This is a genomic window from Demequina ureilytica (genome assembly GCF_048553575.1).
Lineage (GTDB): Bacteria > Actinomycetota > Actinomycetes > Actinomycetales > Demequinaceae > Demequina.
Genome location: NZ_JBLZIE010000001.1, coordinates 454,227 through 481,134, shown reverse-complemented (window position 1 = coordinate 481,134; position 26,908 = coordinate 454,227). Strand labels below are relative to the sequence as shown.

Sequence of the window (26,908 nt, the reverse complement as noted above, 5' to 3'; positions counted from 1 at the left end):
CGCGAGATAGAATGTGCCGGTGAAACTCTTCGTCCAGGTGCCATGCCTCAACGAGGAACAGACCCTCCCCACGGTGCTCCAGAGCATTCCGCGCCAGATCGACGGGATCGACGAGATCGTCCTGCTCGTGATCGACGACGGTTCGACGGATCGCACCGGCGAGATCGCTCGCGAGCACGGTGCCCACGTGCTCCGTCACGCGCGACCGATGGGGTTGGCGACGTCCTTCCGCGATGGCCTCGATTACGCGCTGTCCCACGGTGCCGACATCGTCGTGAACACCGACGGTGATAACCAGTACCCGCAAGAGCGGATCGGTGACCTCGTCGCGCCGATCCTGGCGGGCGACGCCGACATCGTGATCGGCGACCGCCAGACCCACACCATCGAGCACTTCTCGACGTTCAAGAAGACGATGCAGCGGTTCGGATCCTGGGTGGTCAACAAGGCGGCGGGCACCGATCTGCCCGATGCGGCATCGGGCTTCCGGGCGTACTCCAAGTTTGCGATCTACCGGATCAACGTGGTCACGCAGTTCAGCTACTGCATGGAGACCATCATCCAGGCGGGCAACAAGCGGCTGGCGATCACCTCAGTCGAGATCGACACCAACCCCAAGACCCGCGAGTCGCGGCTGTTCAGCAGCATGGGCGAGCACATGATGAAGTCGGGGCAGGCGATCCTCCGCTCGTACATCATGTTCAAGCCGTGGAGCATCTTCGCGGCGCTTGCGGCGATCTTCATCACCGTGGGCCTGATCCCGTTCGTGCGCTACGCGATCCTGATGGCGATGGGCGACCAGGGCGACCACTTCCAGTCGCTCATCTTGGGAACCGTGCTGATCATCGGCGCGTTCTTGTCCTTGGCGCTCGGGGTGCTCTCGGACCTGCTCAAGACAAATCGAGTGCTGCACGAGCAGACGCTCGAGCGCCTCAAGGAGAGGCAGTACGGCCACGCTGCATCGGCAGCGGCGCGTAAGGAGACCCAGTGATCGGCAAGCTCAAGCGGTTCGCGAAGACAGCGCTCGCGAACCCGGTGGTGCGCCGCACCTACAACGGCGCGAATCGGGCGGTCCTCGAGGTCGCGGGCTCGACGCGCGTGGGCGCGACGCTGTACTCGCTGCCGGGCTTCATCACGCACAACCGTGAGCAGTTCGCGGTGCTCTCCGGCCGCCGCGCCTACTACCGCAATCTCGGACGGCACCGTTCGAACCACGTGGAGCTGCGCCGCAACGTGCACCGCCTGGAGAAGGGCATCCTCATGCAGCCCCGGCGCGCGGTCTTCGCGCGCGACTACATCGAGGAGACCGTGGAGTTCTATGCGCTTGCCATGGAGCGGCCCACCTCGACCAGCAACATCGACGCCGGTGAGATGCAGTGGGCGCACGACGTCTTGGCCGAGTACTTCTCTATCGTGACTGACGACGACCCGGGCATCGCGCGCTCGCGCCAGCGGTTCGATTCGCTGCCGCGCTACGGCACCCCGTCGAGCATCCACCCCTATCCCCAGAAGAACCTCAAGCGCACGGACATCACCTATGCGCAAATGCTCGAGCTCGCCATCAGCCGCCGCTCGATTCGCTGGTTCCAGGACCAGCCGGTGCCGCGTGAGCTCATCGACCAAGCGCTCATGGTGGCGCGCCAGTCGCCGTCAGCATGCAACCGCCTGCCGTACGAGTTCCTGGTCTTCGACGACCCCGCGCAGGTGAAGACCATCGCGGGCATCCCGTTCGGCGCCGCCGGCTACTCGCACCAGGTCCCGACGGTCATCGTCGTCAAGGGCGACCTGTCGAACTACTTCTCCCCGCGTGATCGCCACGTGCCCTACATCGACGCCTCGTTGGCGACCATGGGATTCATCTACGCGCTCGAGACCCTCGGCCTCAGCTCGTCCGTGATCAACTGGCCGGACTTCGAGCCGCTCGAGGCGAAGATGGCCAAGACGCTGGGCCTCAAGCCCCACGAGCGCGTCATCATGCTGCTCGCGGTGGGCTTCCCGGACCCCGATGCCCTCGTCGCGTACTCGCAGAAGAAAGACATCGAGAGTCTGCGCAGCTTCAACCGCCTTGGTGACTGACGCTCCCGGCGCCGAGCCGGGCCCCGACGGCGCGCCGCCCGCGCGCCGGGCTCCTTGGTGGCGGGGTCGCGCCATGCGCGGGGCCATTGCGACGCTCATCATCGGGGTCGTCGCGTACTTCTTCGCACGGTCACTGTCCGAGAACTGGGACTCCCTGCGCGAGGAGGACCTGTCCCTCGGGTGGTGGGCACTCGCCGCCACGGTGCTGTTCGTCCTCGCCGTCGCGGTCTCGGGCCTGCTGTGGGGCCGGATCGTTCATCGCCTCGATGACCAGCCCATCACCGCCACCGAGTCGATACGAGTCCACTTCTCCTCCTGGCTGCTGAAGTACGTGCCCGGCCAGGTGGGGTTCGTGCTGAACAAGGTGGTGTGGGGTCAGCGCCGCGGCACCTCGCGCCTGCTGGTACTGATCTCCGTGGTCTACGAGAATGCGTTCCTGCTGCTCGGCTCCACGGTGCCCATGCTCGCGATCCTGATCGTCGCGCGCGGCGACTCCGTGGAGATCACCGGCACCGTGTGGGTCGCGCTGGCGGCGATGATCCCGCTCGCGCTGATGACGCACCCCGCAGTGTTTCACCGCGTGGTGGCCCTGCTCGGCAAGCGGACGCTCAAGCGGCCCGTGCCACGAGAGTACTTTCTGCCGTTCGGCACCACCCTGGGCTTCCAGAGCGCATTCCTGATCCCCCGCATCATCAATGGGGTCGGCATCGCGCTTATCGCCGGGGCGCTGGCGGGCGCCGGTCCCGACTCGTGGGTCCCGCTGGGTGCGGCCTATGCTATTGCAGGAGCCGTCGGCATCATGGCCGTATTCGTCCCGAGTGGCCTGGGCGTTCGTGAGGCGGTGTTCGTGCTCTTCGCGGCCCCATACGTGGGCACGGAGAAGGCGATCATCATCGCCCTCGTCGCACGCGTGCTGGCCACTATCGCCGATGCCGTGATCGCTGGCGTGTACGGCATCCTGACACTCACGCTTAAGAAGAGGAAGAGACGCACATGAAGGTCGCCATCATCGCATCAGCCTTTTCCGGGAACCGGGGCGCAGCCGCGATGCTCGAGAGCTCCATCGCTCACCTCACCGAGCAGGAGCCGGACGTCGAGATCGTCCACCTCAGCATGTACCCCAAGTCTGACGCGGATCTCAACAGCCACGCCAACGTGCGGGTGATGGACGCTTCCCCGCTGCGACTGGGCGTCGCGATCAACGGCGGCGCACTGCTGTGGCGCCTGGTGGCGCCCGCCCGCGGCGCGATCCGCAAGTTCGTCCCCGAGGTCGGCGAGATCGCAGACGCAGACGTGCTGCTCGACCAGGGCGGCATCACCTTCGTCGACGGCCGCGAGAAATACCTGATCTACAACGTGGCCTCGATCCTGCCAGCGCTCAACGTCAAGACCCCGGTCGTGAAGTGCGCTCAGGCTTCCGGCCCGTTCGAGGGCACCCTCAACCGCAACCTCGCGAAGGTCTTCTTGCCCAAGGTGGCCGCGATCGTCTCGCGCGGAGCGATCACGCACTCTCATCTGGAGGGCCTGGGCCTCACCAACGTCACCGCCGGCGCCGACATGGCCTTCACTCTCGACGTCACCCTGCGCGACGAGGCGCTGGCCAACGAGGCCATCCCTGCCGACTTCTTCGGCGGCGGCGACGTCGTGGGCTACTCCCCGTCTCAGGTGCTGCGCGAGTCGGCAGAGAAGAAGGGCGACGACTATGTCGCCGAGGTGGTGCGCCACATCGATCACCTCACCGAGGTGATGGGACGCAAGGTGTTCCTGGTGGCGCACTCGACCCGTCCCAACCCGGACAAGCTCCACAACAACGATCTGCCGGTGTGCCGCGAGATCCTCGCGCACGTCGCGTCGCCGGAGAAGGTGGCGTTCACCGACCGCGAGCTCACCCCCGGGGCGCTCCGCGCGCTGATCGGCCGCTGCGACCTCTTCGTTGCGTCCCGATTCCACGCGATGGTCTCGTCGCTGGCGATGAGCGTTCCCACGCTGGTGCTCGGGTGGTCGCACAAGTACCGCGAGGTGCTCGACCAGGTGGGCCAGGCCGAGTGGGCCATGGCCGCCTCCGACGTCACCATCGAGTCGTTCTCGGAGCGCATGGCCGCGCTCGATGCGGCCAAGACCGAGATCAACGAGGTCCTGAACGTCAAGGTGCCGCAGGTCCGCGCGACGGCGATGGAGCAGTTCGGGATCATCGGCCGGGTGGCCCGCGCGGGATCCGCAGCCGTGCGCGCCGCGAAGGGCGCGGCGAGCAGCGGGGCTTAGCCCCCGCATCGGCCCTGCGCACGGTCACTGCGTGCCGCGCTCAGGGCGTGCGGAGAAGGCCCTCGTCCCGCAGCGTGTCCTGGAGGTCTCCGGGTCCCACGAAGACGGTGTAGCCGTACGAAGGGTCGCTGTCGAGCGGCACCGCACCGAAGTCATCGGCGCCCTCCCACCATTCGCACGCGAAGATCACGGGGGACTCAGGCTGCTCGCCGTCCGCGGCGTAGAACAGGTCGACGTCCGTGGGAGCGAACCAGTACCCCGTCCAGTTCAGCGCGGTATCGCGGCTGCGGCCCACATCGCACGTCATCTCGAACGAGATGACGTCGACGTTCTCGCCGGACGCCCCCTCGATGTCGTCGAGTCCGCGCTCGAGGTTGTGCGGCGCCTCGCGTGCGAGATCCTCGTCCGCCTCGATCGCATAGAAGGCTGTCCCCGCGATCAGCGCCACCGCGAGAATCCGCGGGAACCGCGCGAGCAGCACCATGCTCAGCTGGATGAGCACCATGGCGACCGAGGCGATGAGCCAGAATCGGGCCTCGTTGGTGAAGGAGGGAACAAGCGGCGTCGCGAAGGGCTCGGTGGGCCACATCTCTTCCCACGCGCGTATCGCGGCGATGTTGCCGGGACCGTACGACGAGCCCCACAGCGGGATGGTGTCGGCGATGGCGAACACCACCACGGCACTGACGGCAGCGGTCCCACCGATGGCTGCCGCGACGAGCGGCCAGGACATGCGCCGCAGCAGGGCCGCCATGCCGATGACCACCGCGACGATCACGAAGGGCGCGATGTACCTCGTGTAGACCCACGAGTCGAAGCGGGGCTGGCCGCTCGTGAAGTGGCTCTCCTCTGCCGCCCAGTTGACCCACGACAGCGCGGAGCCGCCCAGCGTGAGGCCGAAGAGGAACACTCCCGGGCCGAACCGGCGCTCGCGCACGACCTCGTTCCAGCCCCACACCACAAGCACGACCGCACCGAAGGCGAGCAGGCCCAGGGTGCCGAGGGTCTGCGCCCAGGATTGCAGGAATGTGGTCTTGAGCAGCAGCAGCAGGTTCGGTTCGGCCAGAGCGTTGAAGAGCGAGTTGCCTTGGCCGAATTCGTCGACGAGGACGAGCGACGCGAGGTGATCCGCCGCCACCTTGGTGGCGTATGCGAGGGGCAGCAACGCGATGACAGTGACACCGGCGCCGCGGCGGCGGGACCGGTCGAAGAGGAGGCCGCACAGCCAGATCGCGACCACGGCCACCAGCACGATCCCGCGCGGGTGGGTGAACAGCGCGGCGAGGGTGGCCCCCACGAGCAGCGCCCCAGACGCGACCGAGGGCGCCGCCCAGAACCGGAATGCCCCGTAGGCCGCGAGCACGATGAAGAACGTCAGCACCTGCTCGGAGAGCACGTAGTCTGCCAGGCCGGCGTATGCCGGCAGGCACAGCGCGATGGCGCTGACCGCGATCGCCTGAGGCGTCGCGAGGCCCACGCGACGCGCGATGGCGGCGAGGGGCGCGATGGTGGTGAGCGCCAGGATGTTCGTCAGCAGGTTCGCCCACCCGTACGCCGTCTGAGCGTCGCTCGTGAACCAGTACACCGGTGCGACGAGCACCGAGGTCCCCGGGTAGTAGCCGCGGGTCGCCATCAGCGGCACGTCGTCCTCGCCGGAGATCACGCGCGCGAGCTGGAAGATGCCGTTCTCGTCCCACGGCGTTCGCGGTGCCCAGGCGGTCTGGGCGACCACGACCATCACGGTGATGAGGGTGGCGACCGCCAGCCCCGCGATGACCCACCACCAGCCGTTCGCACGCGCAGGCCGCGGGGTGTCGCCCTCGGGTGTGGCGGGAGAGACCGGCATGGGTGAGGGGGCGTCGGTCATGAAGCAGGGCCTTCCTTGCTGGTACGCGCCTTGGGCGGCGCGAGCCGTGAGCCCGGGTGCTCGTGGGTCCTTCGAGCACGCATGAGAGGGGCCCTGCGCAGAATACCCGACGGCGCTGGCGCGCGCGGAGCGGCCGAGGCCGCTGTCGCATTCTCGCCGTGTGCGAGAATGCGCCCGTGCAGACGTCGGGGGCAGGAGTCACCAGGGCTTCGCGTGCGTGGCAAGTGGGCGTCGCGCTCCTCGTGGGGACCATGTTCGTGCTCGGCGCGGCATGGTCGCTCATGACCGCTCCGTTCAGCACGGTGGACGAAGGGCGTCACTTCAATTCGATCGTCCGGCTCTGGGAGGGCGGCGGTTGGCCCGCGCCGCGCGAGGCCCCGATGCTGGACGCGGTCCGCTTGGCGGCCGTCGAGGCTGGACGGCCGCTCGAGGGCGACCCGGAACTGCCGGCGCCCATTGCTCCCGGCGACCGCTCCACACTCGATTCCGTCTCGGGTGCCGAACGGGGGATCGCGGGCGACCCCGACTGGATGACGCAGCACCCGCCGGGCTACTACGGCCTCACTGCCATCATCCTGGGTGCCCTCGGCGCTCACGGGTGGAGCTGGGATCACGCGCTTGTCGGTGCGCGGCTCCTCGGCGACCTGTGGGTCGCTCTCGCGGCCGTGCCCATCGCCGTCGCTGCCCGCCGCATGACCGGCAGCCCTCGTAGCGCGCTGGTCGCGACTGCAGCCTTGCTCGCAGTGCCGCAGTTCTTCCACATCGGGGCGCTGGTCTCGAACGACTCGTTGTCCGTGCTCCTGGCCTCGTCTGTGCTGTGCCTGAGCGTGATCCTCATGGACTCTCCGCGGCCGGGGTGGCGGCTGCCGCTCGCGATCGGCGTCGCGCTCGGGGCCGGCCTCATGACGAAGGGGCTGTTCCTCGCACTGATACCGGTCGCCCTGATCGCCGTCGCCATCCCTGCGTGGCGCGAGCACCGTGCGCAGTGGCGCGTGGCCGTCGCTCCCGCCATCGCGATGCTCACGGCCTTCGTCATCGGAGGCTGGTGGTACGTCCGCAACCTCGTGGTCTTCGGTGCGCTCCAGCCGAGCAACTTCGGCACCGGACGCAACGAGATAGCCGTGGAGGGCTACGACCTCGGACACTTTATGGTGCGCTGGGCGGTCACGATGAACCACACCTTCTGGGGATCGCTGCGGGGCAGTCTCGACCTGCCGGCCTGGTTCGATGTCATCGCCTTCACTGCCGCGGCGCTGACGCTCGTGGTCGGGCTCCTCGCGGCCTCGCACCGGCTCCGCATCCTCATCATCGGAATCTATCCAGTGGCGCTCGTGGCGATCACGCTGCACCACGCGTGGGAGATCTACTGGAACACGGGGGCCTTCCGGGGCATTCAGGGACGCTACCTGTATCCCGCAGCAGCGGTCTTCGTCGTGATCGCCGCCTTCGCGTGGTCCGCCGTCACGCGCCGGCTGTCCGCGGGCCTGACACGAACCTTGTCGTCGCTGGCGGTGGCCGCGTTCGCCGTGGTCGGGGCCGCAGGCTGGATCTTCGCGATGCGTCGGCTCTGGCCCGAGTCCGCCGGACTGGCGGGCTCCCTCACCGACATGGGCGAGGCTCTCGGGGTGGCGGGGCCGGTCGCGGTCGCGACGGCGCTGGCCTACCCCGTGGCCGCGCTCGCCCTCGTGGCCTGGGTGGCGCACGCGCGGCTCACGGCCGAAGACCGCCGTGACCCAGCCGAGTCGCTGCCCACCCCCACACGATGACCGCCTGCCCCACAAAGGCATCGGCCGCCCGTTTTGCACCCTTCTCGCGGGCGCAGGTACTCTAAGCGGCGACTGTGTGCACGGCCGTGCGCGCCAGCGGACGATCTTGGGAGATCTCAGATGACGGACGTCGTGGTGGTGGGCTCGGGTTTCTTCGGGCTGACCGTTGCCGAGCGACTGGCCGAGGAGCACGGCGCCAACGTGCTCGTTCTCGACCGGCGGTCGCACGTGGGTGGCAATGCGTATAGCGCGAACGAGCCAGAGACGGGGATCGAGGTGCACCAGTACGGTGCCCACCTGTTCCACACCTCGAACGAGCGCGTGTGGGAGTACGTCAACCGCTTCACCGCCTTCACGAACTACGTGCACCGGGTCTACACCACCCACCAGGGCGAGGTCTTCCCGATGCCCATCAACCTGGGCACCATCAATCAGTTCTTCCGCAGCGCCCTCGGACCCGACGCGGCGCGCGACCTCATCCAGGAGCAGGCCGGCGAGCTCGCGGGCAAGGACCCCGAGAACCTCGACGAGCAGGGCGTCTCCCTCATCGGCCGGCCGCTGTATGAGGCGTTCATCCGCGACTACACGGCCAAGCAGTGGCAGACCGACCCCCGGGACCTGCCGGCGTCCATCATCAAGCGCCTGCCCGTGCGCTACACGTACGACAACCGCTACTTCAACGACACGTACGAAGGGCTGCCGCGCGACGGGTACACCGCCTGGCTCGAGCGCATGGCCGATCACCCCCGCATCGAGGTGCGGCTCGACACCGACTTCTTCGACCCGGCGCAGCCCGTGACCAAGGACTCCGTCGTGGGCCAGGTGCCGGTCGTCTACACCGGCCCGGTGGACCGGTACTTCGACTTCACTGAGGGCGAGCTGTCGTGGCGCACGCTCGACTTCCAGCAGGAGGTGCTGCCGGTGGGCGACTTCCAGGGCGCCCCCGTCATGAACTACGCCGATGCGGACACGCCCTACACGCGGATCCTCGAGTTCCGCCACTTCCACCCTGAGCGCGACTACCAGCGCGAGAAGACGGTCATCGTGCGCGAGTTCTCGCGCTTCGCCGAACGTGGCGACGAGCCGTACTACCCGATCAACACCTCGGCGGACCGTGACCGCCTGGCCGTGTACCGGGACCTGATCAAGGGCGAGAAGGACGTGTTCTTCGGCGGCCGCCTGGGCACCTACCAGTACCTGGACATGCACATGGCGATCGGCTCGGCACTGACCATGGTCGACAACCAGCTCGCCGGGATCTTCGGAGGACGGTCATGACCGCGACCGCTGCCGCAGCGACCGCTGACGAGACCGAGGTTGAGCGCCGGGTCGTGCACCGCGTGGTGCTGCCCCCGGACGCCGACCCCGACACCCTCCCGCTGTACGTCGACTTCACGATGGCGCGCGCCTCCACGCCCGTCGAGAAGAAGGACGACAAGTTGCAGTTGCCCCCGGCACTGCACCCGGCGCTGTCGCCGGCAGAGGCGGGCGCCAACGTCCTGGGACGTCGCTCTCTCGAGTTGAACGAGGGCTCCCAGGCGTCGTTCGCGGCATACTTCAGCGCCTTTCCGGCGGCCTACTGGCGGCGCTGGACCAAGGTGAAGTCGGTGCGGCTCAGCGTGAGGCTGTCTGGTCCCGCAACCGTGGCGGTGCACAAGTCCAATGCGCGCGGCTTCGCGCAGCGTGTGGACCTGGTGCAGACCACCGACGGCCGCGTCGACGTCGATCTCCCGCTCGCGCCGTTCGGCGACGGCGGCTGGTACTGGTTCGACCTGTACGCGAGCGACGGCGCGGTCACCATGGAGTCCGCCGAGTGGAGCGTGGATGCGACGGTGGCGCGGCAGCGCTCGACGGCGTCCATCGGCATCACCACGTTTAACCGCCCCGACTATTGCGTCGCGCAGCTGCACACGCTGGGCTCCGACGATTCCCTCGCAGAGGTCATCGACCGGATCTACGTGGTCGACCAGGGCAACGACCTCGTGCAGGACGACCCGGACTTCCCCGAGGCCGCCGAGCGGCTCGGGGACCGCCTGAGCGTCATCCGGCAGGGCAACCTCGGCGGCTCGGGTGGGTTCTCCCGGAGCATGTCCGAGACCCTCGACGCCGGCGAGTCGGGCTACGTCCTGCTGTTGGACGACGACATCGTCGCGGAGCCCGAGGGCATCGCCCGCGCCGTGGCGTTCGGCGACTACGCCCGCACCCCGTCCATCGTCGGCGGGCACATGTTCTCGATGTTCGAGAAGTCGACGCTGCACGCCTTCGGCGAGCGGGTGAACCGCTACTCGTTCTGGTGGGGCGGCCTGGAGGACACCGAGGAGCGCCACGACTTCAGCCTGCAGCCGCTACGCACCACCCGCTGGCTCCACAAGCGCGTGGACGTCGACTACAACGGCTGGTGGATGTGCCTGATCCCCATCGAGGCGCTGCGGACCGTGGGACTGTCCCTCCCGGTGTTCATCAAGTGGGACGACGCGGAGTACTGCCTGCGCGCCGGCGAGGTCGGCATCCCTACCGTGTCGCTGCCCGGTGCCGCGGTATGGCACGTCCCGTGGATGGACAAGGACGATGCGATCGACTGGCAGGCCTACTACCACCAGCGCAACCGCTGGCTGGCGGCCATGCTTCACTCGCCCTACGCGCGTGGCGGCGGGCTTCCCCGGATCAGCTTCGCCTCCGACGTGAAGCACCTGCTCCAGCTGCAGTACTCGGCCGTGGAGCTGCGGCTCGACGCGCTCGAGGACCTGCTCGAAGGCCCCGAGCACCTCCACGCGACCATCGGCACCACGCTGGGCGAGGTGCGCGCCAAGCGTGCGACGTTCACCGACTCGGTGATCGAGAAGGACCCGGGCGCCTTCCCCATGACCAAGCGCCACCGTCCGCCGCCGCGTGGCAAGGTCCCGACCCAGCCCAAGAACGTGCCCGCCGCGCTGGCCTCGGCGGTCACCGGGGTCGCCAAGCAGCTGCGGAGCGTGCGCCCCGAGGCGACGCACGTCCCCGAGGAGCGCGTCGCGACGATGGCCGCCAAGTGGTGGCGGCTCTCGCACCTGGACTCCGCCGTCGTGACGTCCGCGGACGGCACGGGCGCGTCCATGTACATCCGCGACCCCAAGAAGTTCCGCGCCTACCTGCGACGCAGCGCCCGCCTTCACCAGCGCCTGATCCGCAACTGGTCGAGCCTCAGCGCGCACTACCGCAGGTCAATGCCTGAGTTCACGTCACCCGAAGCGTGGAAGGAGACGTTCGCGAACAACGGCTCCGGCGACGATGACTGAGGCTGCGCTGCGCCCGCTGCCAGAGGGGATGCGGCGACCCGGGATCGCGCGCGGGCTGACGAGCGTCTTCGCGCACCGCTACCTGCTGACCCTGCTGGTGCGCAAGGAGCTGCGCGTGCGCTACCAGGCCTCGGTCCTGGGGCTGGCGTGGAGCTACGTCAAGCCCGGCGCGCAGTTCGCCGTCTTCTACTTCGTGATGGGCGAGTTCCTCAACTTGTCGAGGGCGCTGCCGCCATTCGCGATCTTCCTGTTCAGCGGGATCATCGTCATCAACCTGTTCACCGAGATCCTGGGCAACACCACGCGGTCGATCGTCCAGAACGCGCCGCTGGTGAAGAAGATCTTCCTGCCTCGACAGCTGTTCCCGATGGCGTCCGTGCTCGTGGCGCTCGTGCACTTCCTCCCGCAGGTGGTGATCCTCGTCATCGGCGCGCTGGTATCGGGCTGGCGTCCGGACCTGATGGCCGTGCTGGCAGCGCTGCTAGGGCTCGCGCTCGTCATCGCGCTCGCGCTCGGACTTGGTCTGATCTTCGCCGCGGTGAACGTCGCGTTCCGTGACGTCGAGAACACCGTCGACCTCATCACCATGGTCGCGGTGTGGTTCTCGCCCGTGCTGTATCCGGTCGTCCTGGTGCAGGAGCACTTTGGCCCGGACTCGTGGCTGACCCGCCTCTACGAGGCCAGCCCCCTCACGGTCGCGGTCGAGCTGTTCCACCGTGCGTTCTGGTGGCCGGCGGCGGATCCGGGTGTCCGCGACGGCGCGATCATCGACGACGTGATGCTGCGCGGAGGCATCACGCTGCTTGTGTGCCTGGGCTTGCTCGTCATCGGCGACCGGGTGTTCACGCGCGTGTCCCGCAGGTTTGCGCAGGAGCTGTGACGGTGAACGAAAGCATCCTGGTCGACGGCGTCTCCAAGCGCTTCCGCATCCGCCACGTCCACTCCCTCAAGGAGCTCGCGGCCCGCGCCGTGCGGCGAAAGATGGTCGACGTCAACGAGTTCGATGCGCTCAAGGACGTGTCGCTCACCATCAACCAAGGAGAGACGGTCGCGTTGCTGGGCTTCAACGGCTCGGGCAAGTCCACTCTCCTCAAGTGCATCTCCGGGGTGCTCACGCCCGACGCGGGACAGATCGGGGTGCGCGGCCGCATCGCCGGACTCATCGAAGTCGGAGCTGGCTTCCATCCCGACCTCACCGGGCGCGAGAACGTGTACCTCAACGGCGCGATCCTCGGCATGAGCGAGGCCGAGATCGACGAGCGGTTCGACGACATCGTCGCGTTCTCGGAGATCGAGAGCTTCATCGACTCCGAGGTGAAGTTCTACTCCTCGGGCATGTTCCTGCGCCTGGCGTTCGCGGTGGCGGTGCACACCGATCCCGACGTCTTCCTGGTGGATGAGATCCTCGCCGTGGGGGATGAGCCGTTCCAGCGCAAGTGCCTGGAACGCATCCGGCTGCTGCGCGACCAGGGCAAGACCCTCGTCATCGTGAGCCACGACCTCAACATGGTGGCGGACCTGTGCGGCCGCGGAATCCTGCTCGAGCACGGGCGCGTGGTCAAGGACGGCGACCCCCACGAGGTCGTGCGTCACATGCGTGGCGAGGACTGACCCGACCCCCGTCCAGCGAGGCCGTGGCACCTGCGCAACCCGAGCATCGGCCGCGTGCCGCTTGAAACCTACGCAACCGTAGCCTACGCTTGCGTAAGTTAGCCAGGCGGGGCGTGCATGCTCCCGCAAAGCACGAGCCTTGGGAGCATCGGTGGACGATGTCGGACCGCTGTCCGTGGACGGCCTTGTCCAGTTGCTAGACCCGTCAGGCAACTCGGTCGAGCACGAGACCTTCTCTCCGTACGCCGCGCACCTCACGGCTGACGACCTGCGCGCGTTCTGGCGCGACATGACCGTGCTGCGGGCCTTCGACCTTGAGGCCACGAGCCTGCAGCGTCAGGGAGAGCTCGGCCTGTGGGTCCAGTCGCTGGGTCAGGAGGGCGCGCAGATCGGCTCCGGCCACGCGCTGCGCGAGCCCGACTTCGTGTTCCCCAGCTACCGCGAGCACGGCGTCGCCCTCACTCGGGACGTGGACCTCGTGGACGTGCTCAAGATCTTCCGCGGGCTGCAGCACGGTGCGTGGAACCCCAAGGACCACGGCTTCCACCTCTACACGCTCGTCATCGGCTCGCACGCGCTGCACGCCACCGGCTATGCGATGGCGCTCGATCGCGACGGACTGGTCGCCAGCGGCAATCCCGAGCGCGATGGGGCGGCAGTGTGCTACTTCGGCGACGGCGCGACGTCCCAGGGCGACGTGAGCGAGGCGCTGACGTTCGCCTCCGTCTACAACGCCCCCGTCGTGTTCTTCGTGCAGAACAACCAGTTCGCCATCTCCGAGCCCGTGACGCGTCAGTCGCGCGTGCCGCTGGCCGACCGCGGCAAGGGATTCGGCATTCCTTCCGTCAGGGTCGACGGCAACGACGTGGTCGCGTGCCACGCCGTCACCCAGTGGGCCGTGCGCCACGCCCGCGCCGGCGGCGGCCCGGTGCTCATCGAGGCGCTGACGTACCGCATGGGCGCCCACACGACCTCGGACGACCCGTCGCGGTACCGTTCGAAGGCTCAAGAGGCATACTGGGCCGAGCGTGACCCGATCGCGCGGCTCGACGCTCACCTCACCAACCGCGGCGAGCTGTCCGACGAGTTCCGTGCCGAGGTCGCAGCGGAGGCGAAGGCGCTGTGCGAACGCGCCCGCACCGCCGTCCGGTCGTGGGAGCGCGAGCCGCTGAGCACGATGTTCGACGACGTCTACGCGCTGCCCCACGCCACGGTCGAGGCCGAGCGGGCGTGGTTCGAGCGCTACGAGGCCTCGTTCGTCGACGGCGAGCTCGCGGCCGGTGCGGAGGAGGGCAAGTGAGCGAGCGGATGACGATGGCCGGCGCCATCAACGCGGGGATGCGCGCGGCGATGGAGCGCGATCCCAAGGTGCTGCTCATGGGCGAGGACATCGGCGCCCTCGGCGGGGTGTTCCGCGTCACCGACGGGCTGCACAAGGACTTCGGCGATTCCCGGGTCATGGACACGCCGCTGGCCGAGTCGGGCATCGTGGGCACCGCGATCGGCATGGCGATGCGCGACTACCGCAGCGTCATCGAGATTCAGTTCGACGGCTTCATCTTCCCGTCCTTCAATCAGATCACCACCCAGCTGGCGAAGATGCACTACCGCTCGCGTGGCGCCATCACGCTGCCGATCGTGATCCGCGTCCCGTTCGCGGGCGGCATCGGCGCGGTCGAGCACCACTCCGAGAGCCCCGAGGCGTTGTTCGCCCACACCGCCGGACTGCGGCTGGTCTCGCCGGCCACCCCGCAGGACGCGTACGACCTCATCCAGCAGGCGATCGCGTGTCCCGACCCGGTGATGTTCTTCGAGCCCAAGGCCCGCTATTGGGACAAGGGAGAGGTCGACATCTCGCGCGTGAAGGCCCAGCTCGACCAGGAGGACGGCGAGGCTCTCGCGACCGCAGAGATGGCCAAGGCGCGCATCGCTCGTGAGGGCGCGGACGTGACCCTCGTGGCCTACGGGCCCACGGTCAGGGTGGCGCTCCAGGCCGCCGAACTCGCCTCTGCTGAAGGAACGGAGGTCGAGGTCATCGACCTGCGCTCGATCTCCCCCCTCGACTCGGACACCGTGGTGGCCTCGGCCAAGCGCACGGGACGCGTGATCGTGGTGCACGAGGCCCCCACCTCGTTCGGGTCGGGTGCGGAGCTGTCCGCGCGCGTCACGGAGCAGGCGTTCTTCCACCTCCATGCGCCCGTGCTCCGCGTCGGCGGCTTCCACACGCCCTACCCTGGAGCCAAGTTCGAGCACGACTACTTGCCGAACCTCGACCGCGTGCTTGATGCCGTGGATCGAGTGATGGCGCACTGAGGAGCCCAGCATGCCGACATTCCAGCAGTTCACGATGCCGGACGCGGGCGAGGGTCTCACGGAGGCTGACATCGTCACGTGGCTCGTGGCGGCCGGCGACACCGTCGCGGTCAACCAGCCCATCGTCGAGATCGAGACCGCCAAGTCCCTGGTAGAGCTGCCATGCCCGTACGACGGTGTGGTGTCGCGGCTCCTGGTCGAGGAGGGCGAGACCGTCGAGGTCGGCGTGCCGATCCTCGAGGTGGACGTGGACCCGGAGGGTGAGGCACCCGCGCCCGCCGACACACCGGCCGGATCAACTGAGCCCGTCGAGTCAGCTCACGCGGAGCCCGGGGTGGCCGAGCCCAGTTCGTCCGGCCCGTCGGCGTCTCCGGAGGCTTCAGGAGCGCCCGATGCGCGTGCTGGCTTGAGCGACACGCCTCAGGCGGCCGATGCGGGGGCCGGCTCGGACGAGGAGTCCGGGGCCGTGCTGGTCGGGTACGGCGTCAAGGCCGGCTCGGCGCATCGGCGCACGCGTCGCGACGAGTCGGTGCAGCCCGTGGGCGGCGCCCAGGACCTGGGAGAGTACCCCGTGCTGGCCAAGCCTCCCGTGCGCAAGCTCGCCCGCGACCTGGGCGTGGACCTCACGACGATCACGCCGTCGGGACCGGGCGGGATGGTCACCCGCGAGGACGTCGAGCAGCAGGTGAAGGCCACCTCGGCGCAGACCCTCGCCACTTACGCGGGCGACGACCAGCAGTGGCTCGCATCCGGCACCACGCAGTCCGACGGCCGCACCACCCGCGTGCCGGTGAAGTCGGTGCGCAAGCGCACGGCCGAGGCCATGGTGCAGTCCGCGTTCTCGGCGCCGCACGTCACGGAGTTCCACACGGTCGACGTGACCGAGACCATGAACCTGGTGGCGAGGCTCAAGCAGGACAAGGACTTCGCGGACGTAAGGGTCACACCGCTCTTGATCGTGGCCAAGGCGCTGCTGCTCGCCGTGCGTCGCCACCCTGAGGTCAACGCCTCGTGGGATGAGGCAGCCCAAGAGATCGTCTACAAGCACTACGTCAACCTCGGCATCGCGGCGTCCACGCCGCGCGGGCTGGTGGTGCCGAACATCAAGGACGCCCACCGCCTGCCGCTGCGCGAGCTCGCCCTTGAGCTGCAGCACCTCACGGCCGAGGCGCGCGCCGGCAAGCTGTCGCCGGCCTCGATGTCTGACGGCACCATCACCATCACCAACGTGGGCGCGCTCGGCATCGACACTGGCACGCCGATCCTGAACCCTGGCGAGGCCGCGATCCTGGCCTTCGGCTCCATCCGGCAGCAGCCGTGGGTCCATGACGGCGAGATCCAGGTGCGATGGGTGACGCAGCTCGCCCTAAGCTTCGACCACCGATTGGTGGACGGCGGGCTGGGTGCACGGGTACTTTCGGACGTAGGCCGAGTGATGAACGACCCAGCACAGGGACTCGTCTGGGCCTGACGCCGGGGGGCGATTGACGCAGGGGGGGCGGAATCGTGACACTGACTGATGCCGCGAACGCCGCTGAGATGGCGCGCGAGGCGGGCCAAGTGCTGCTCGATCTGCGGCGCGCCTTCGACGAGGATGCGGCGCTCGCAGACGATCGGCCCGGGCGGGAGCTGGGTCATCGCGGCGACGCGGCGGCACAAGCGCGTCTCGCCCAACTGCTCGCCGAACGCTTCCCGGCCGATGCGGTGCTGAGCGAGGAGGCCTCGGACTCCGAGGCCCGCCAGCGTGCCGAACGGGTGTGGATCATCGATCCCCTGGATGGGACGCGCGAGTACTCCGAGGGCCGCGACGACTGGGCGGTTCACGTTGCACTGTGGGCCGGCGGCGAGTTGGTGGCGGGAGCGGTGGCGATCCCGGGCGAGGACCTGGTGCTCGACAGTGACTCCGTGCCGCACGTGGGCGAGCGCGGTGACGGCCCGCTGCGGCTCGCGGTGAGCCGGTCGCGGCCTCCGTGGATCACGGAACCCGTGCGGGCCGGCCTGGACGCCGAGCTGGTGCCGATGGGCTCGGCCGGGGTGAAGATCGCGGCTGTCGCGCGCGGACAGGTGGACGCGTATGTGCACGCAGGCGGTCAGTTCCAGTGGGATTCTGCGGCACCGGTCGCTGTGGCGCGCGCGGCGGGACTGCACGCGTCGCGCATCGACGGCTCGCCGCTGGTGTACAACGCCTTCGACCCGTACCTGCCGGACCTGGTCGTGTGCCGTCGGGAACTCGCGCCACGGACTCTTGATCTGATCGCTCAGGCCCGCACCAGCGAAGGAGTCTCATGACCAAGCCCGCCGTGGTGCCCAGCCAGCTCGATGCGCTGGAAGCGGAGGCCATCCACATCGTGCGCGAGGTGGTCGCGCAGATGGAGCGCCCTGCCTTGCTGTTCTCGGGCGGCAAGGACTCGCTGTGCCTGCTGCATGTGGCGATGAAGGCGTTCGCGCCGGCGCGGCTGCCCATGCCGGTGGTGCACATCGACACGGGCCAGAACTTTCCTGAGGTGATCGAGTTCCGTGACCGCATGGTCGCGCGCCATGGCCTGAATCTGGTCGTGGGCTCGGTGCAGCAAGCGATCGACGCCGGCACCGTCCGCGAGGCGCCCGACGGGTCGCGCAATCGGATCCAGACGCCGGTGCTGCTCGACACGATCGAGCAGCACAGGTTCGACGCATGCATGGGCGGCGCCCGGCGCGACGAGGAGAAGGCGCGGGCGAAGGAGCGGGTGTTCTCCTTCCGTGACGAGTTCGGACAGTGGGACCCGCGCAATCAGCGCCCCGAGCTGTGGAGCCTGTACAACGGCAAGGTCCATCCCGGAGAGTCGATCCGGGTGTTTCCGCTCAGCAATTGGACCGAGCTGGACGTGTGGGACTACATCCGCTCGCGCGACGTGGAGGTGCCGAGCATCTACTACGCCCACGAGCGGGAGGTGTTCGAGCGCGACGGGATGTGGATGGCCGCGAACGAGTTCGCGGTGCCCGGCGAAGGAGACGCGGTCACCGTGAAGAAGGTGCGGTACCGCACCGTGGGGGACGCGACGCTGACGGCGGCGGTGGAGTCCGAGGCGGACACGATCGACAAGGTCATCGAGGAGATCGCGGCCACCCGTCTGACGGAGCGCGGCGCGACCCGCGGCGACGACCGCGTCTCGGAGGCCGCGATGGAGGACCGGAAGAAGGAGGGGTACTTCTGATGGACCTGCTCAGATTCGCCACCGCCGGTTCCGTCGACGACGGCAAGTCCACCTTGATCGGTCGCCTGTTGTACGACTCGAAGTCGATCTTCGAGGACCAGCTGGAGTCCGTGCAGCGCGCCTCGAAGTCCCGCGGCAACGACTACACCGACCTGTCGCTGCTCACCGACGGGCTGCGCGCCGAGCGCGAGCAGGGCATCACCATCGATGTCGCCTACCGCTACTTCGCGACCCCCAGGCGCAAGTTCATCATCGCGGACACGCCCGGCCACGAGCAGTACACGCGCAACATGGTGACGGGTGCCTCAACTGCGGATCTGGCGATCATCTTGGTTGACGCCCGCAAAGGCCTCACGGAGCAGTCGCGCCGTCACGCCACCATCGCCTCGCTGCTGCGCGTGCCCCACGTGGTGCTGGCGATCAACAAGATGGACCTCGTCGGCTGGTCCGAGCAGCGTTTCGAGGAGATCTACCAGGAGTTCGCCGCATTCTCCTCCAAGCTGGACATCCCCGATCTGACGGCAATCCCGCTCAGCGCGCTGCTGGGCGACAATGTCGTCACCCGCTCCACCCACATGGATTGGTACGGAGGCACGAGCCTGCTGCACCACCTCGAGCACGTCCACATCGCATCGGACCGCAACCTCCAGGACGTGCGCTTCCCGGTGCAGTACGTGATCCGCCCCCAGCAGTCTGCGGTCCGCGACTACCGCGGCTTCGCAGGCCAGGTGGCCTCCGGCATCCTCAAGGTCGGCGACGAGGTGCTCGCACTGCCGTCGGGTCTCACCACCACCGTTGCCGCGATCGATGGACCGAACGGCCCCGTGGACCAGGCGCACCCACCGATGTCGGTCACGTTGCGCCTGAGGGACGAGATCGACGTCTCCCGCGGCGACATCATCTGCAGGGTCGGGAATCACCCCGCCCCGACCCAGGACGTCGAGGCGATGGTGTGCTGGATGGACGCCGACCCCATGACAGTGGGACGCAAGCTCGGCATCCTCCACACCACCCGCATGGCACGCACGGTCGTGAAGGACATCGCGTACCAACTCGACATCAACACCCTCCACCGCGACACCGACACGCATGAGCTGGGCCTCAACGGCATCGGCCGCGTGAGGTTGCGCGTCACCACACCGCTGCTAGTCGACGACTACGACGACAACCGCACCACCGGATCGTTCATCCTCATCGACGAGGCCACGCACCGCACCGTCGGTGCCGGCGTGGTCCGAGACAGCTGATCGGGACGGCCGTGCGCCAGCCGCCAAGGAGGGAGGGGCCATGACGGACGTGACGCTCAGCGTGCCGCAGCTGCACGAGTGGGAGCTGATGCGCGCCGGCGCCTACGGGCGCGCACTGCGCTACGAGCTTCCCGGCGACGACCCGCACCGTCCCAGCCTGCTCGTGCGTGACACCGCGCCGGGCTCGACGTTGACCCTGCTGGACACCGAGGCCACGCCCATCGCCCGGGTGCGAGTGGACGGCAGCCGCACGGAGCCGGAGGGCACCTGGGTAGGCGGGGTGGTCGAGCCGCTGCGCGAGCCGGCGACGCCCACGTTCCCCGAGCTGCGGCCTGTCGAGACGGGAGAGCTCGTCGCCCAGGCGACGCTGCTGCTCGGCAGGCGGCACGGAAGGCTCGACGGCACCGTGATCGTGGTGGACACCGGCGACGCGCACGCCGTGTCGCAGACCGTCAGGGGCCTGCGCCACGATCAGGTGGACCTGCGGCTGCTTCCCGAGCCCGCGGCCGCACACCTCGAGGGTGCCGCGCGCACGGAGCTGCTGGTGCACCTCGCGTCGGTGGTGTTCGCGTCCACGGTCCACGTGATCCGGGGGGAGGCGCCGGCCCCGGGGGACGGACTGGTGGTGCTGTTCACAGGCCTGTCGGGCTCAGGCAAGTCCACCGTGGCGCGCCAGCTCACGCGCCGGCTGCGCGCCGAGACGAGCCAGCGAGTCACCCTCCTGGACGGCGACCAGGTGCGCTCGATGCTCTCCAGCGGACTGGGGTTCTCACGTGCCGACCGCGAGCTCAACGTGCGGCGCATCGGTTGGGTCGCCTCCCAGATTGCAGCCCACGGTGGCATAGCGATCTGCGCGCCCATCGCTCCCTACGACTCGATGCGCCAAGAGGTTCGCGCGATGGCCGAGCGCGTTGGCCGATTCATCCTCGTCCACGTCGCGACACCGCTCGAGGTGTGCGAGGCGCGGGACCGCAAGGGCATGTACGCGAAGGCCCGCGCGGGCGAGATCAAAGAGTTCACCGGCATCTCCGACCCGTACGAGGAGCCCGCGGACGCGGACATCGTGATCGGTCGGGACGATGCGGACGCGGAGACGATCACGGACCGCGTCTATCGGCTCGTGATGGGCGGGCCCGAGCCGGACTACGCGATCTAGGCGGCGCAGTGCCGGGTCATGCCGAGCCCCACCTCACCTCCACCTCGCGGCCGAGGAACTGCCCGTACCGCGCGAACGCCTCCTCGAACGAGTGGCGGTCGTGTGCGCCGTGAGCGTCGAACGGCACAGTCTCGACGACCACGATCTGCGGCTTCACGGAGCGCTTCCAGGTCCCTACCACGCGTCCGTCGCGCACGAGCGTCGCGCGGAACACGCCGTTGCGTCCGGGGACCACGGCCTCGAACTGTGCGGCGGTGAGCATGGCCGTGCGGTCGCCGTACCCGAGCATGTACTCGTCGAACCCGGGCGGCACGGCGTGGCCGCCCGCGCTCGGAGGCACGCCCTCGTCGAGAGAGTCCGCTGCGGCAACCATGGGGCCCCACTCGGTCTCGACCTCCCGCAGCGCCGGCCCTGCCGCCGCGACGCCGGCGCGGCAGTCCTTCATGCCGAGCCCCGTCCACCGGGAGAAGTCCTTGACCGTGGCGGGCCCCCGGCCGCGGAAGTATCGCAGTGCGATGGTAGCCAACGCCTCCTCCGGGCCGAGACTGACCTGATCCGGCGCCCACTCGTCGAGGAGCGCGAACGTCTGCTCCTTCCCCACATGTGGGGCGATGCAGGTGAGCCCCACCTGCGACGCGTACCAGAGCAGGTGATAGCCCACCTGGCCGGGGGTCTCGACCCCCGCATCGGCCACGGCCGCGAGGCACTCCGCGCGCGTGAGTCTCTTGCCGCCGCGCAGGGCGCCCTGAAGTGCGGCGTTGGCGCGCTGGACGGTGTCCTCGGTGATCCCCAGCTGCTCGCGCCTCCCGGCGGCGCCGGCGAGCGGCTTCGCGGACATCAGGTCGAGCATCCACCTCGCGTCGCGCGACGGCACCAGGTGCACGGTGCCGCGCATGGGCCACGTGCGCAGCGCCTCGCGCCGCTCGAGCGCCGCCGTGATGTCGCCCTCGGTCCGCCCCGGTAGCCGAATCCCGAGCGACCAGAGCCCGCTCGCAAGGTCCTGCGCCTGCATGGCGCCCATCCAGGTGACCACCTCGCGCACGGTGCCATGGGGGTGGTTGCCCGCCAGCAGTAGCGCGCGCATGCGCAGCGCGCGGACGTCGGCTACGGCGAGGGTGCTCATGCGGTTCACGCTAGCGCCGGTGACCGACGCGGCGCCCCAGCGACAGCGCGCAGCAGCGCCAGACAGGTGCCGCCCGGACCCGCCGCGGCTCTGGGCGCGACGGGCGAAGACTGTGAGAGTCTCACCCATGGCCACCTTCGACTGGTCGGCGCGCGACCGCGACGACCTTGAGAGCACCGCCGCTGTGGTGCAGGAATGGATCCCGCACGCCCCCGACTCGCCGCTCTACCAGGGGCTGGCGCTGCGCATCGCACAGGACGACGTGATGCTGCGCCTGGTCTCCCGAATCGACAACGTGCCGCCGCTGAACCTGCTGTTCGCGGGGGTCAAGCTCCTGCTTCGCCCGGCCGATGCGCTCGCGGCCTGGTATCCGCACCTCGCCTCCGGCGCCGTGCGAGAGCCGCAGGACGCGTATCCGGCCTTTCGCGACTTCGCTCTCGCCCACGAGGAGGAGCTGGTCCGCATCGGGTGCGAGCGTCGCACCCAGACGAACGAGGTCGGGCGCACCGCTGTCCTGCTGCCGTGGCTGCCGCGCACCGAGGCGGGCCTGCACGCGATCGACATCGGTGCATCGGCCGGATTGAACCTGTGCCTGGACCGCTTCGCCTACCGCTACTCGGGTAGCGGCCGGGACGCGCACCTGGGCTCAGGCGAGCTCGTGCTGGAGTGCGAGAACCGCGGGGGGTTCGGTCTGCCCGCGGCCCCGCCGCGCCTGGCCAGCCGCACGGGAATCGACCTTGACCCGATCGATGCGACCGACGCCCAGCAGTCGGCCTGGCTCGAGGCGCTCGTGTGGCCCGAGCACGAGGACCGGCTCGCGCGGCTGCGCAAGGCGATCGCCGTCCGTCGCGCAGTGCCGGTACGAATGGTCGCGGGCGATGCGGCCACCGTGCTCGCGGACGTGGAGCGCGCGTTGCCTCCCGGTCCGCTCGCGGTCTGGCACACCGTCGCGCTCTATCAAGCCGATGCGGGGGCGCGGGCGGACATCGACGCGGCGGTCGAGGACGCGGCACGGCGGCGGGACGTCACCCGCGTGGGGTGCGAACCGGTCGACGGCTCCCTCCACCCTGAGATCCATGTGGGTTCATCGTTCGACTTCGGAGAGACTGTGGCGATCGCGCATGCGCACGGGCGGTGGATCGACCGGCCGTGACGCACGGAGACTCAGCCCTCGAGCGCCTCGGAAACCACGTCGCGCGCGGCGGACTGGACCTCGCCCAGGTGGGACTCCGAGACGAACGACTCGGCGTAGATCTTGTACACGTCCTCGGTGCCGGACGGGCGCGCGGCGAACCACGCATCGGCTGTGGTGACCTTGAGCCCGCCGATGGCGGCGCCGTTGCCCGGTGCCTCGGTGAGCTTGGCGGTGATGTCCTGACCCGCGAGACTGGTCGCCGAGACTTGCTCGGGAGAGAGCTTCTTCAGCGTGTCCTTCTCCGCCTTGGTGGCGGGCGCGTCGACGCGCGCGTACCAGCTCTCACCCAGCTCGTTCGTGAGCCCGCGGTGCAGCTCCGACGGGCTCTTGCCGGTGGCACCCGCGATCTCGGAGGCCAACAGGCACAGGATGATCCCGTCCTTGTCCGTGGTCCACACGCGGCCGTCGCGGCGCAGGAACGAGGCGCCGGCCGACTCCTCGCCGCCGAAACCGACCTCTCCGCTCAGGAGCCCGGGCACGAACCACTTGAATCCCACCGGCACCTCCTCGACGGTGCGGCCCAGCTGGCGGCCGACGCGGTCGATGAGGCTCGAGGACACGAGCGTCTTGCCGATCCGGGCGTTCGACGGCCACTCCGGCCGGGCTCCGCCATACAGGTAGGAGATCGCGGTCGCGAGGAAGTGGTTCGGGTTCATCAGGCCGCCGTCGCGAGTGACGATGCCGTGGCGGTCCGCGTCCGCGTCGTTCCCGGTCGCGAGGTCGTAGGGGGCGTTGGGGTCGTCCATGAGCTTCCGAAGGCCGGCCATCGCGTGGGGCGACGAGCAGTCCATGCGGATCTTGCCGTCCCAGTCGAGGTACATGTTCGGCCACGCCGGGTCGACCGTCTCGTCCACCACGGTGAGCTCCAGGCGGTGCTCCTCAGCGATCGCGCCCCAGTAGTCGACAGCCGCGCCGCCGAGCGGGTCGGCGCCTATCCGGACACTGCCCGAGCGAATGGCGTCCATGTCGATCACGTTCGGCAGGTCGCGCACATAGTTGGCCATGAAGTCGTGCGGCCTCACCTGCGGTGCCGTCCGGGCGAGCGCGTAGCGCACACGCGGGATCTGCTTCCAAGCGCCCCCGACGAGGAACTCGTTGGCGCGGCGGGCAATCCACCCTGTCGCGTCCGCATCGGCCGGACCGCCGTGAGGCGGGTTGTACTTGAAACCGCCATCGCGCGGCGGGTTGTGCGAAGGGGTGACGACGATGCCGTCAGCGAGCCCGGGCCCGGAGGTGCGCAGGCCCTCGCGCGATGTCGCGCCGTTGGCGGTAAGGATTGCGTGGCTCACGGACGGAGTGGGCGTGTAGCGTCCGCGGGCGTCGACTCGCACCTCGACCTCGGCGGCGACGAGCACCTCGATGGCGGTCTCCATGGCGGGCAGGGACAGCGCGTGGGTGTCGATGCCGAGGAACAACGGCCCGTCGGTGCCCTGGCCGCGCCGGTACTCGACGATCGCGGCGGTCGTCGCGACGATGTGAGCCTCGTTGAACGCGGTGTCGAAGGCGCTGCCCCGGTGGCCCGACGTGCCGAACACGACGCGCTGATCCGGCTCGGCAGGATCGGGGACCAGGTCGTAGTACGCCGACAGCAGGGCTGACGGATCGATGAGGTCCTGGGGCTGGGCAGGTGTTCCGGCGCGCTCATGCATGGTGTCCACTCTCCCACCATTACCTCGGGTCCGGCAATGGCAACGGCTCCGTGGCGTTGGGTCACGAGACGTTTACGTTTGCGTCAACGTCTGACAAAACGTCCCAGTGATAACGCTAGGCTGTTCGCGTGGCCGCGAAGCGCAAGCAAACCGCGTCCCCATCGCCAGCGAAGGGGGACGCGCTCGTCGAGACGAGCCCGGTCGGCGAGGTCGCCGAGCGGGCACCCGCTCCTGCGCGCAAGCGGCCCCGGGGCTCTGCCGCCCGCCGTCGTCTCGCGGGCAAGGAGCCTGAGGACCTGCGCGGCGCCGCTGCCCTCATCGTCGCTCACAACCAGGCGCGGCGCATCGCAGCGACGGTACGGGCCGCCCGCGCCATTCCGGGCGTCGACCTGGTCCTCGTGGTCGACGACGCCTCTGGTGACAACACTCAGGAGCTCGCTCGCAAGGCGGGCGCAGTCGTGGTGCGCCACTCACATCAGCGTGGCCGGACCGCATCCGTCGAGACCGGGGCCTCCGTCATCGGCATGCGCGATGAGCCCGGCCGCACCTCGCGGGCCATCCTGCTGCTGCCAGGAGGGCTCGGCCACCGTGCCATTGGGGCCGCGCCACTGGTGCCGGCCGTGACCGAGCACGTGGCGGATCTGGCGATCGCCCTCACCGAGGTTCCCGGCAAGGCGACCGGGGCCTCGTCGAAGGCGGCCCGCCGAGCCATCGAGCGCACCTCGGGCTGGGTGCCCGCGGAGCCGCTCGGACCCATCCGCTGTCTCACCCGAGACGCCCTCGAGGCGGCCATCCCGCTCGCGCATGGCGCCGGGCTCGAGGTGGGAATGACCATCGACGTGCTGCGCGCGGGCCTCACTGTGACCGAGGTCGAGTGCGAGATCCGGCACCGGCCGCAGAGCTCCGGCGCACGGTCGGCGGCGGCGCGCGCGAGCCAGTACCGTGACGTCATGATGGCCGTGACAGCCCGCCGCGTGCGCGGCTCCCTTCCCGGTGGCCGCGCCCCCGTAGGACGCCGCGGGAAGTGGGGCGCTGACGACGCCGGCGTCGACATGTCCGAGGACCAGGTTGCCGTTGACGACACGGCTGGTTCTGACAGCAACGCGCCGGCCGACGGGCACCCGGAGTCTCCGGAGCCGCGGGAGTGACCGGCCTGCCGCGCTACGCCTTCTTGGGGCCGGAGGGAACCTTCACCGAGGCCGCGCTGCGCAGGATGGTTCCTCCGGACCAGGCAGAGTACATTCCCGTCATCGACGTCCCGACGGCCATCGCCGCCGTGCGCGGAGGAGACGCCGACTACGCGGTGGTGGCGATCGAGAACACGGTCGAGGGGGGCGTCACCGCGACGCTCGACACGCTGGCGGAAGGCTCGCCGCTCGTGATCGTGGGTGAGACCGTGCTGCCCGTGGCATTCGAGCTGCTGGTGCGGCGCGGAGTACGTGTGCGCCAGATCCGGCGTGTGAGCGCCCATTCGCACGGCTGGGCACAGGTGCGGCGGTGGGCGCACGCCACCTTGCCCGATGCCGTCTTTGTCCCGTCCTCCTCGAACACCGCGGCTGCGCGGCTACTCGCCGACGCGGCGATCCCGGCCGATCAGGTGGGCTTCGACGCCGCCCTCGCGCCGCCGGGAACTGGGGCCGCGCTGGGGCTTGAGGTGCTGGCGGACGGCATCGCGGACAACGTGAACGCCGCGACCCGGTTCGTGCGCGTGGGGCGACCCGAGGAGCCGCCTGCGCCCACGGGAGCGGACAAGACCACGCTCGTCGTGCACCTGCCCACCGACAAGTCGGGCGCGCTGCTCGAGATGCTCGAACAGTTCGCGGTGCGCGGCGTCAACCTGTCGCGAATCGAGTCACGGCCCATCGGCGAGCGACCCGGCGAGTACTCGTTCTCGATCGACGCTCTCGGTCACATTGCGGAGCAGCGCATGGCTGAGGCTCTGATGGGGCTGCGGCGCACCTGCCCCGTGGTGCGGTACCTGGGCTCGTACCCGGCGGTGCACCGGGAGGTGACGCCCATCGCGACGGGCACGTCGGACGCGGACTTCGCGACCGCGCGCACGTGGGTGGATGAGTTGAGGCGCGGTCAGCACGCCTGAGCGCTGACCGTCACCACCGCTGGCTGGCCGGCTGGGCCTCGGGGGCCCAGAGTCCGCAGGCTGCGCCCACACCGAT

Annotated in this window: 22 protein-coding genes; 19 read left to right on the top strand and 3 right to left on the bottom strand. The window is 69.2% G+C overall.

All coding sequences use genetic code 11. The annotated features are described in order from the left end of the window. Positions 1 to 19: 19 nt before the first annotated feature. From ACNI3K_RS02160 to ACNI3K_RS02145, 4 genes are all read left to right on the top strand, one after another. The gene (locus ACNI3K_RS02160; protein ID WP_419390214.1) at positions 20 to 991 is read left to right on the top strand and encodes a glycosyltransferase family 2 protein; all 972 of its coding nucleotides are present in this window, start codon (positions 20 to 22) and stop codon (positions 989 to 991) included. Beyond that, positions 988 to 2,076 (top strand): nitroreductase family protein, encoded by a 1,089-nt coding sequence (locus ACNI3K_RS02155; RefSeq protein WP_419390213.1) that lies wholly within the window; start codon positions 988 to 990, stop codon positions 2,074 to 2,076. The genes ACNI3K_RS02160 and ACNI3K_RS02155 overlap by 4 nt, the downstream gene beginning before the upstream one ends. A 73-nt stretch (positions 2,077 to 2,149) precedes the next feature. Beyond that, positions 2,150 to 3,073 carry a lysylphosphatidylglycerol synthase domain-containing protein gene (locus tag ACNI3K_RS02150; RefSeq protein WP_419390212.1) on the top strand — a complete coding sequence of 308 codons (924 nt, stop codon included), beginning with the start codon at positions 2,150 to 2,152 and terminating at the stop codon, positions 3,071 to 3,073. Then, positions 3,070 to 4,338, top strand: a complete 1,269-nt coding sequence (locus ACNI3K_RS02145; protein ID WP_419390211.1) for a polysaccharide pyruvyl transferase family protein — start codon at positions 3,070 to 3,072, stop codon at positions 4,336 to 4,338. Before ACNI3K_RS02150 ends, ACNI3K_RS02145 begins: the two co-directional genes overlap by 4 nt. Before the next feature lie 40 nt (positions 4,339 to 4,378). Here ACNI3K_RS02145 and ACNI3K_RS02140 read toward each other — a convergent pair whose 3' ends face one another. Then, positions 4,379 to 6,205: a hypothetical protein gene (locus ACNI3K_RS02140; RefSeq protein ID WP_419390210.1), complete on the bottom strand. Its 1,827-nt coding sequence runs from the start codon at positions 6,203 to 6,205 to the stop codon at positions 4,379 to 4,381. Between the two features lie 176 nt (positions 6,206 to 6,381). Between ACNI3K_RS02140 and ACNI3K_RS02135 the strand changes: the two genes are divergently transcribed. The 12 genes from ACNI3K_RS02135 to cysC all read left to right on the top strand — a co-directional run bounded on the left by ACNI3K_RS02135 (position 6,382) and on the right by cysC (position 20,767). Further along, positions 6,382 to 7,971, top strand: coding sequence for a DUF2142 domain-containing protein (locus ACNI3K_RS02135; protein WP_419390209.1), 1,590 nt, complete (start codon positions 6,382 to 6,384; stop codon positions 7,969 to 7,971). Between the two features lie 120 nt (positions 7,972 to 8,091). Then, positions 8,092 to 9,249 (top strand): UDP-galactopyranose mutase, encoded by a 1,158-nt coding sequence (glf, locus tag ACNI3K_RS02130; RefSeq protein ID WP_419390208.1) that lies wholly within the window; start codon positions 8,092 to 8,094, stop codon positions 9,247 to 9,249. Further along, positions 9,246 to 11,246 (top strand): glycosyltransferase, encoded by a 2,001-nt coding sequence (locus tag ACNI3K_RS02125; protein ID WP_419390207.1) that lies wholly within the window; start codon positions 9,246 to 9,248, stop codon positions 11,244 to 11,246. Before glf ends, ACNI3K_RS02125 begins: the two co-directional genes overlap by 4 nt. Beyond that, positions 11,239 to 12,126, top strand: coding sequence for an ABC transporter permease (locus ACNI3K_RS02120; protein WP_419390206.1), 888 nt, complete (start codon positions 11,239 to 11,241; stop codon positions 12,124 to 12,126). Before ACNI3K_RS02125 ends, ACNI3K_RS02120 begins: the two co-directional genes overlap by 8 nt. A 2-nt stretch (positions 12,127 to 12,128) precedes the next feature. Continuing rightward, positions 12,129 to 12,857 carry an ABC transporter ATP-binding protein gene (locus tag ACNI3K_RS02115; RefSeq protein ID WP_419390205.1) on the top strand — a complete coding sequence of 243 codons (729 nt, stop codon included), beginning with the start codon at positions 12,129 to 12,131 and terminating at the stop codon, positions 12,855 to 12,857. A 151-nt stretch (positions 12,858 to 13,008) separates the two neighbouring features. After that, entirely contained in the window at positions 13,009 to 14,157 is a 1,149-nt protein-coding gene (locus tag ACNI3K_RS02110) for a thiamine pyrophosphate-dependent dehydrogenase E1 component subunit alpha (protein ID WP_419390204.1), read from the top strand. Positions 14,158 to 14,165: 8 nt separating this feature from the next. After that, positions 14,166 to 15,170 (top strand): alpha-ketoacid dehydrogenase subunit beta, encoded by a 1,005-nt coding sequence (locus ACNI3K_RS02105; protein ID WP_419391087.1) that lies wholly within the window; start codon positions 14,166 to 14,168, stop codon positions 15,168 to 15,170. Positions 15,171 to 15,180: 10 nt separating this feature from the next. Next, positions 15,181 to 16,641, top strand: a complete 1,461-nt coding sequence (locus ACNI3K_RS02100; RefSeq protein WP_419390203.1) for a dihydrolipoamide acetyltransferase family protein — start codon at positions 15,181 to 15,183, stop codon at positions 16,639 to 16,641. 35 nt (positions 16,642 to 16,676) lie between these two features. Further along, a complete protein-coding gene (locus tag ACNI3K_RS02095) occupies positions 16,677 to 17,459 on the top strand; it encodes a 3'(2'),5'-bisphosphate nucleotidase CysQ (RefSeq protein WP_419390202.1) in 783 nt (260 codons plus the stop codon). Continuing rightward, positions 17,456 to 18,364, top strand: coding sequence for a sulfate adenylyltransferase subunit CysD (gene cysD / locus ACNI3K_RS02090; protein ID WP_419390201.1), 909 nt, complete (start codon positions 17,456 to 17,458; stop codon positions 18,362 to 18,364). Before ACNI3K_RS02095 ends, cysD begins: the two co-directional genes overlap by 4 nt. Then, a complete protein-coding gene (locus ACNI3K_RS02085) occupies positions 18,364 to 19,611 on the top strand; it encodes a sulfate adenylyltransferase subunit 1 (protein WP_419390200.1) in 1,248 nt (415 codons plus the stop codon). The genes cysD and ACNI3K_RS02085 overlap by 1 nt, the downstream gene beginning before the upstream one ends. A 40-nt stretch (positions 19,612 to 19,651) precedes the next feature. Next, positions 19,652 to 20,767 carry an adenylyl-sulfate kinase gene (cysC, locus tag ACNI3K_RS02080; RefSeq protein WP_419390199.1) on the top strand — a complete coding sequence of 372 codons (1,116 nt, stop codon included), beginning with the start codon at positions 19,652 to 19,654 and terminating at the stop codon, positions 20,765 to 20,767. 16 nt (positions 20,768 to 20,783) lie between these two features. Here the strand turns inward: cysC and ACNI3K_RS02075 are convergent, their stop codons facing one another. Continuing rightward, the gene (locus tag ACNI3K_RS02075) at positions 20,784 to 21,890 is read right to left on the bottom strand and encodes a winged helix DNA-binding domain-containing protein (RefSeq protein WP_419390198.1); all 1,107 of its coding nucleotides are present in this window, start codon (positions 21,888 to 21,890) and stop codon (positions 20,784 to 20,786) included. 127 nt (positions 21,891 to 22,017) lie between these two features. Between ACNI3K_RS02075 and ACNI3K_RS02070 the strand changes: the two genes are divergently transcribed. Beyond that, positions 22,018 to 23,043 (top strand): DUF2332 domain-containing protein, encoded by a 1,026-nt coding sequence (locus ACNI3K_RS02070; protein WP_419390197.1) that lies wholly within the window; start codon positions 22,018 to 22,020, stop codon positions 23,041 to 23,043. 11 nt (positions 23,044 to 23,054) lie between these two features. Here ACNI3K_RS02070 and pgm read toward each other — a convergent pair whose 3' ends face one another. Then, on the bottom strand, positions 23,055 to 24,734 hold the full coding sequence (gene pgm / locus ACNI3K_RS02065) for a phosphoglucomutase (alpha-D-glucose-1,6-bisphosphate-dependent) (protein ID WP_419390196.1): 1,680 nt from the start codon (positions 24,732 to 24,734) through the stop codon (positions 23,055 to 23,057). Positions 24,735 to 24,862: 128 nt separating this feature from the next. On the opposite strand from pgm, the gene ACNI3K_RS02060 reads away from it, so the two are divergent. Continuing rightward, positions 24,863 to 25,882: a glycosyltransferase family 2 protein gene (locus ACNI3K_RS02060; protein WP_419390195.1), complete on the top strand. Its 1,020-nt coding sequence runs from the start codon at positions 24,863 to 24,865 to the stop codon at positions 25,880 to 25,882. Then, on the top strand, positions 25,879 to 26,832 hold the full coding sequence (pheA, locus tag ACNI3K_RS02055) for a prephenate dehydratase (RefSeq protein ID WP_419390194.1): 954 nt from the start codon (positions 25,879 to 25,881) through the stop codon (positions 26,830 to 26,832). Before ACNI3K_RS02060 ends, pheA begins: the two co-directional genes overlap by 4 nt. Positions 26,833 to 26,908 lie beyond the last annotated feature (76 nt).

What these genes read in the sequence shown, in the direction of transcription:
- ACNI3K_RS02070 (WP_419390197.1), top strand. Translation starts at nt 22,018, where the DNA reads ATGGCCACCTTCGACTGGTCGGCGCGCGACCGCGACGACCTTGAGAGC.
- ACNI3K_RS02125 (WP_419390207.1), top strand. Translation starts at nt 9,246, where the DNA reads ATGACCGCGACCGCTGCCGCAGCGACCGCTGACGAGACCGAGGTTGAG.
- ACNI3K_RS02140 (WP_419390210.1), bottom strand. Translation starts at nt 6,205, where the DNA reads ATGACCGACGCCCCCTCACCCATGCCGGTCTCTCCCGCCACACCCGAG.
- glf (WP_419390208.1), top strand. Translation starts at nt 8,092, where the DNA reads ATGACGGACGTCGTGGTGGTGGGCTCGGGTTTCTTCGGGCTGACCGTT.
- cysD (WP_419390201.1), top strand. Translation starts at nt 17,456, where the DNA reads ATGACCAAGCCCGCCGTGGTGCCCAGCCAGCTCGATGCGCTGGAAGCG.
- ACNI3K_RS02150 (WP_419390212.1), top strand. Translation starts at nt 2,150, where the DNA reads ATGCGCGGGGCCATTGCGACGCTCATCATCGGGGTCGTCGCGTACTTC.
- ACNI3K_RS02100 (WP_419390203.1), top strand. Translation starts at nt 15,181, where the DNA reads ATGCCGACATTCCAGCAGTTCACGATGCCGGACGCGGGCGAGGGTCTC.
- cysC (WP_419390199.1), top strand. Translation starts at nt 19,652, where the DNA reads ATGACGGACGTGACGCTCAGCGTGCCGCAGCTGCACGAGTGGGAGCTG.
- ACNI3K_RS02085 (WP_419390200.1), top strand. Translation starts at nt 18,364, where the DNA reads ATGGACCTGCTCAGATTCGCCACCGCCGGTTCCGTCGACGACGGCAAG.
- ACNI3K_RS02075 (WP_419390198.1), bottom strand. Translation starts at nt 21,890, where the DNA reads ATGAGCACCCTCGCCGTAGCCGACGTCCGCGCGCTGCGCATGCGCGCG.
- ACNI3K_RS02145 (WP_419390211.1), top strand. Translation starts at nt 3,070, where the DNA reads ATGAAGGTCGCCATCATCGCATCAGCCTTTTCCGGGAACCGGGGCGCA.
- ACNI3K_RS02105 (WP_419391087.1), top strand. Translation starts at nt 14,166, where the DNA reads ATGACGATGGCCGGCGCCATCAACGCGGGGATGCGCGCGGCGATGGAG.
- ACNI3K_RS02120 (WP_419390206.1), top strand. Translation starts at nt 11,239, where the DNA reads ATGACTGAGGCTGCGCTGCGCCCGCTGCCAGAGGGGATGCGGCGACCC.
- pgm (WP_419390196.1), bottom strand. Translation starts at nt 24,734, where the DNA reads ATGCATGAGCGCGCCGGAACACCTGCCCAGCCCCAGGACCTCATCGAT.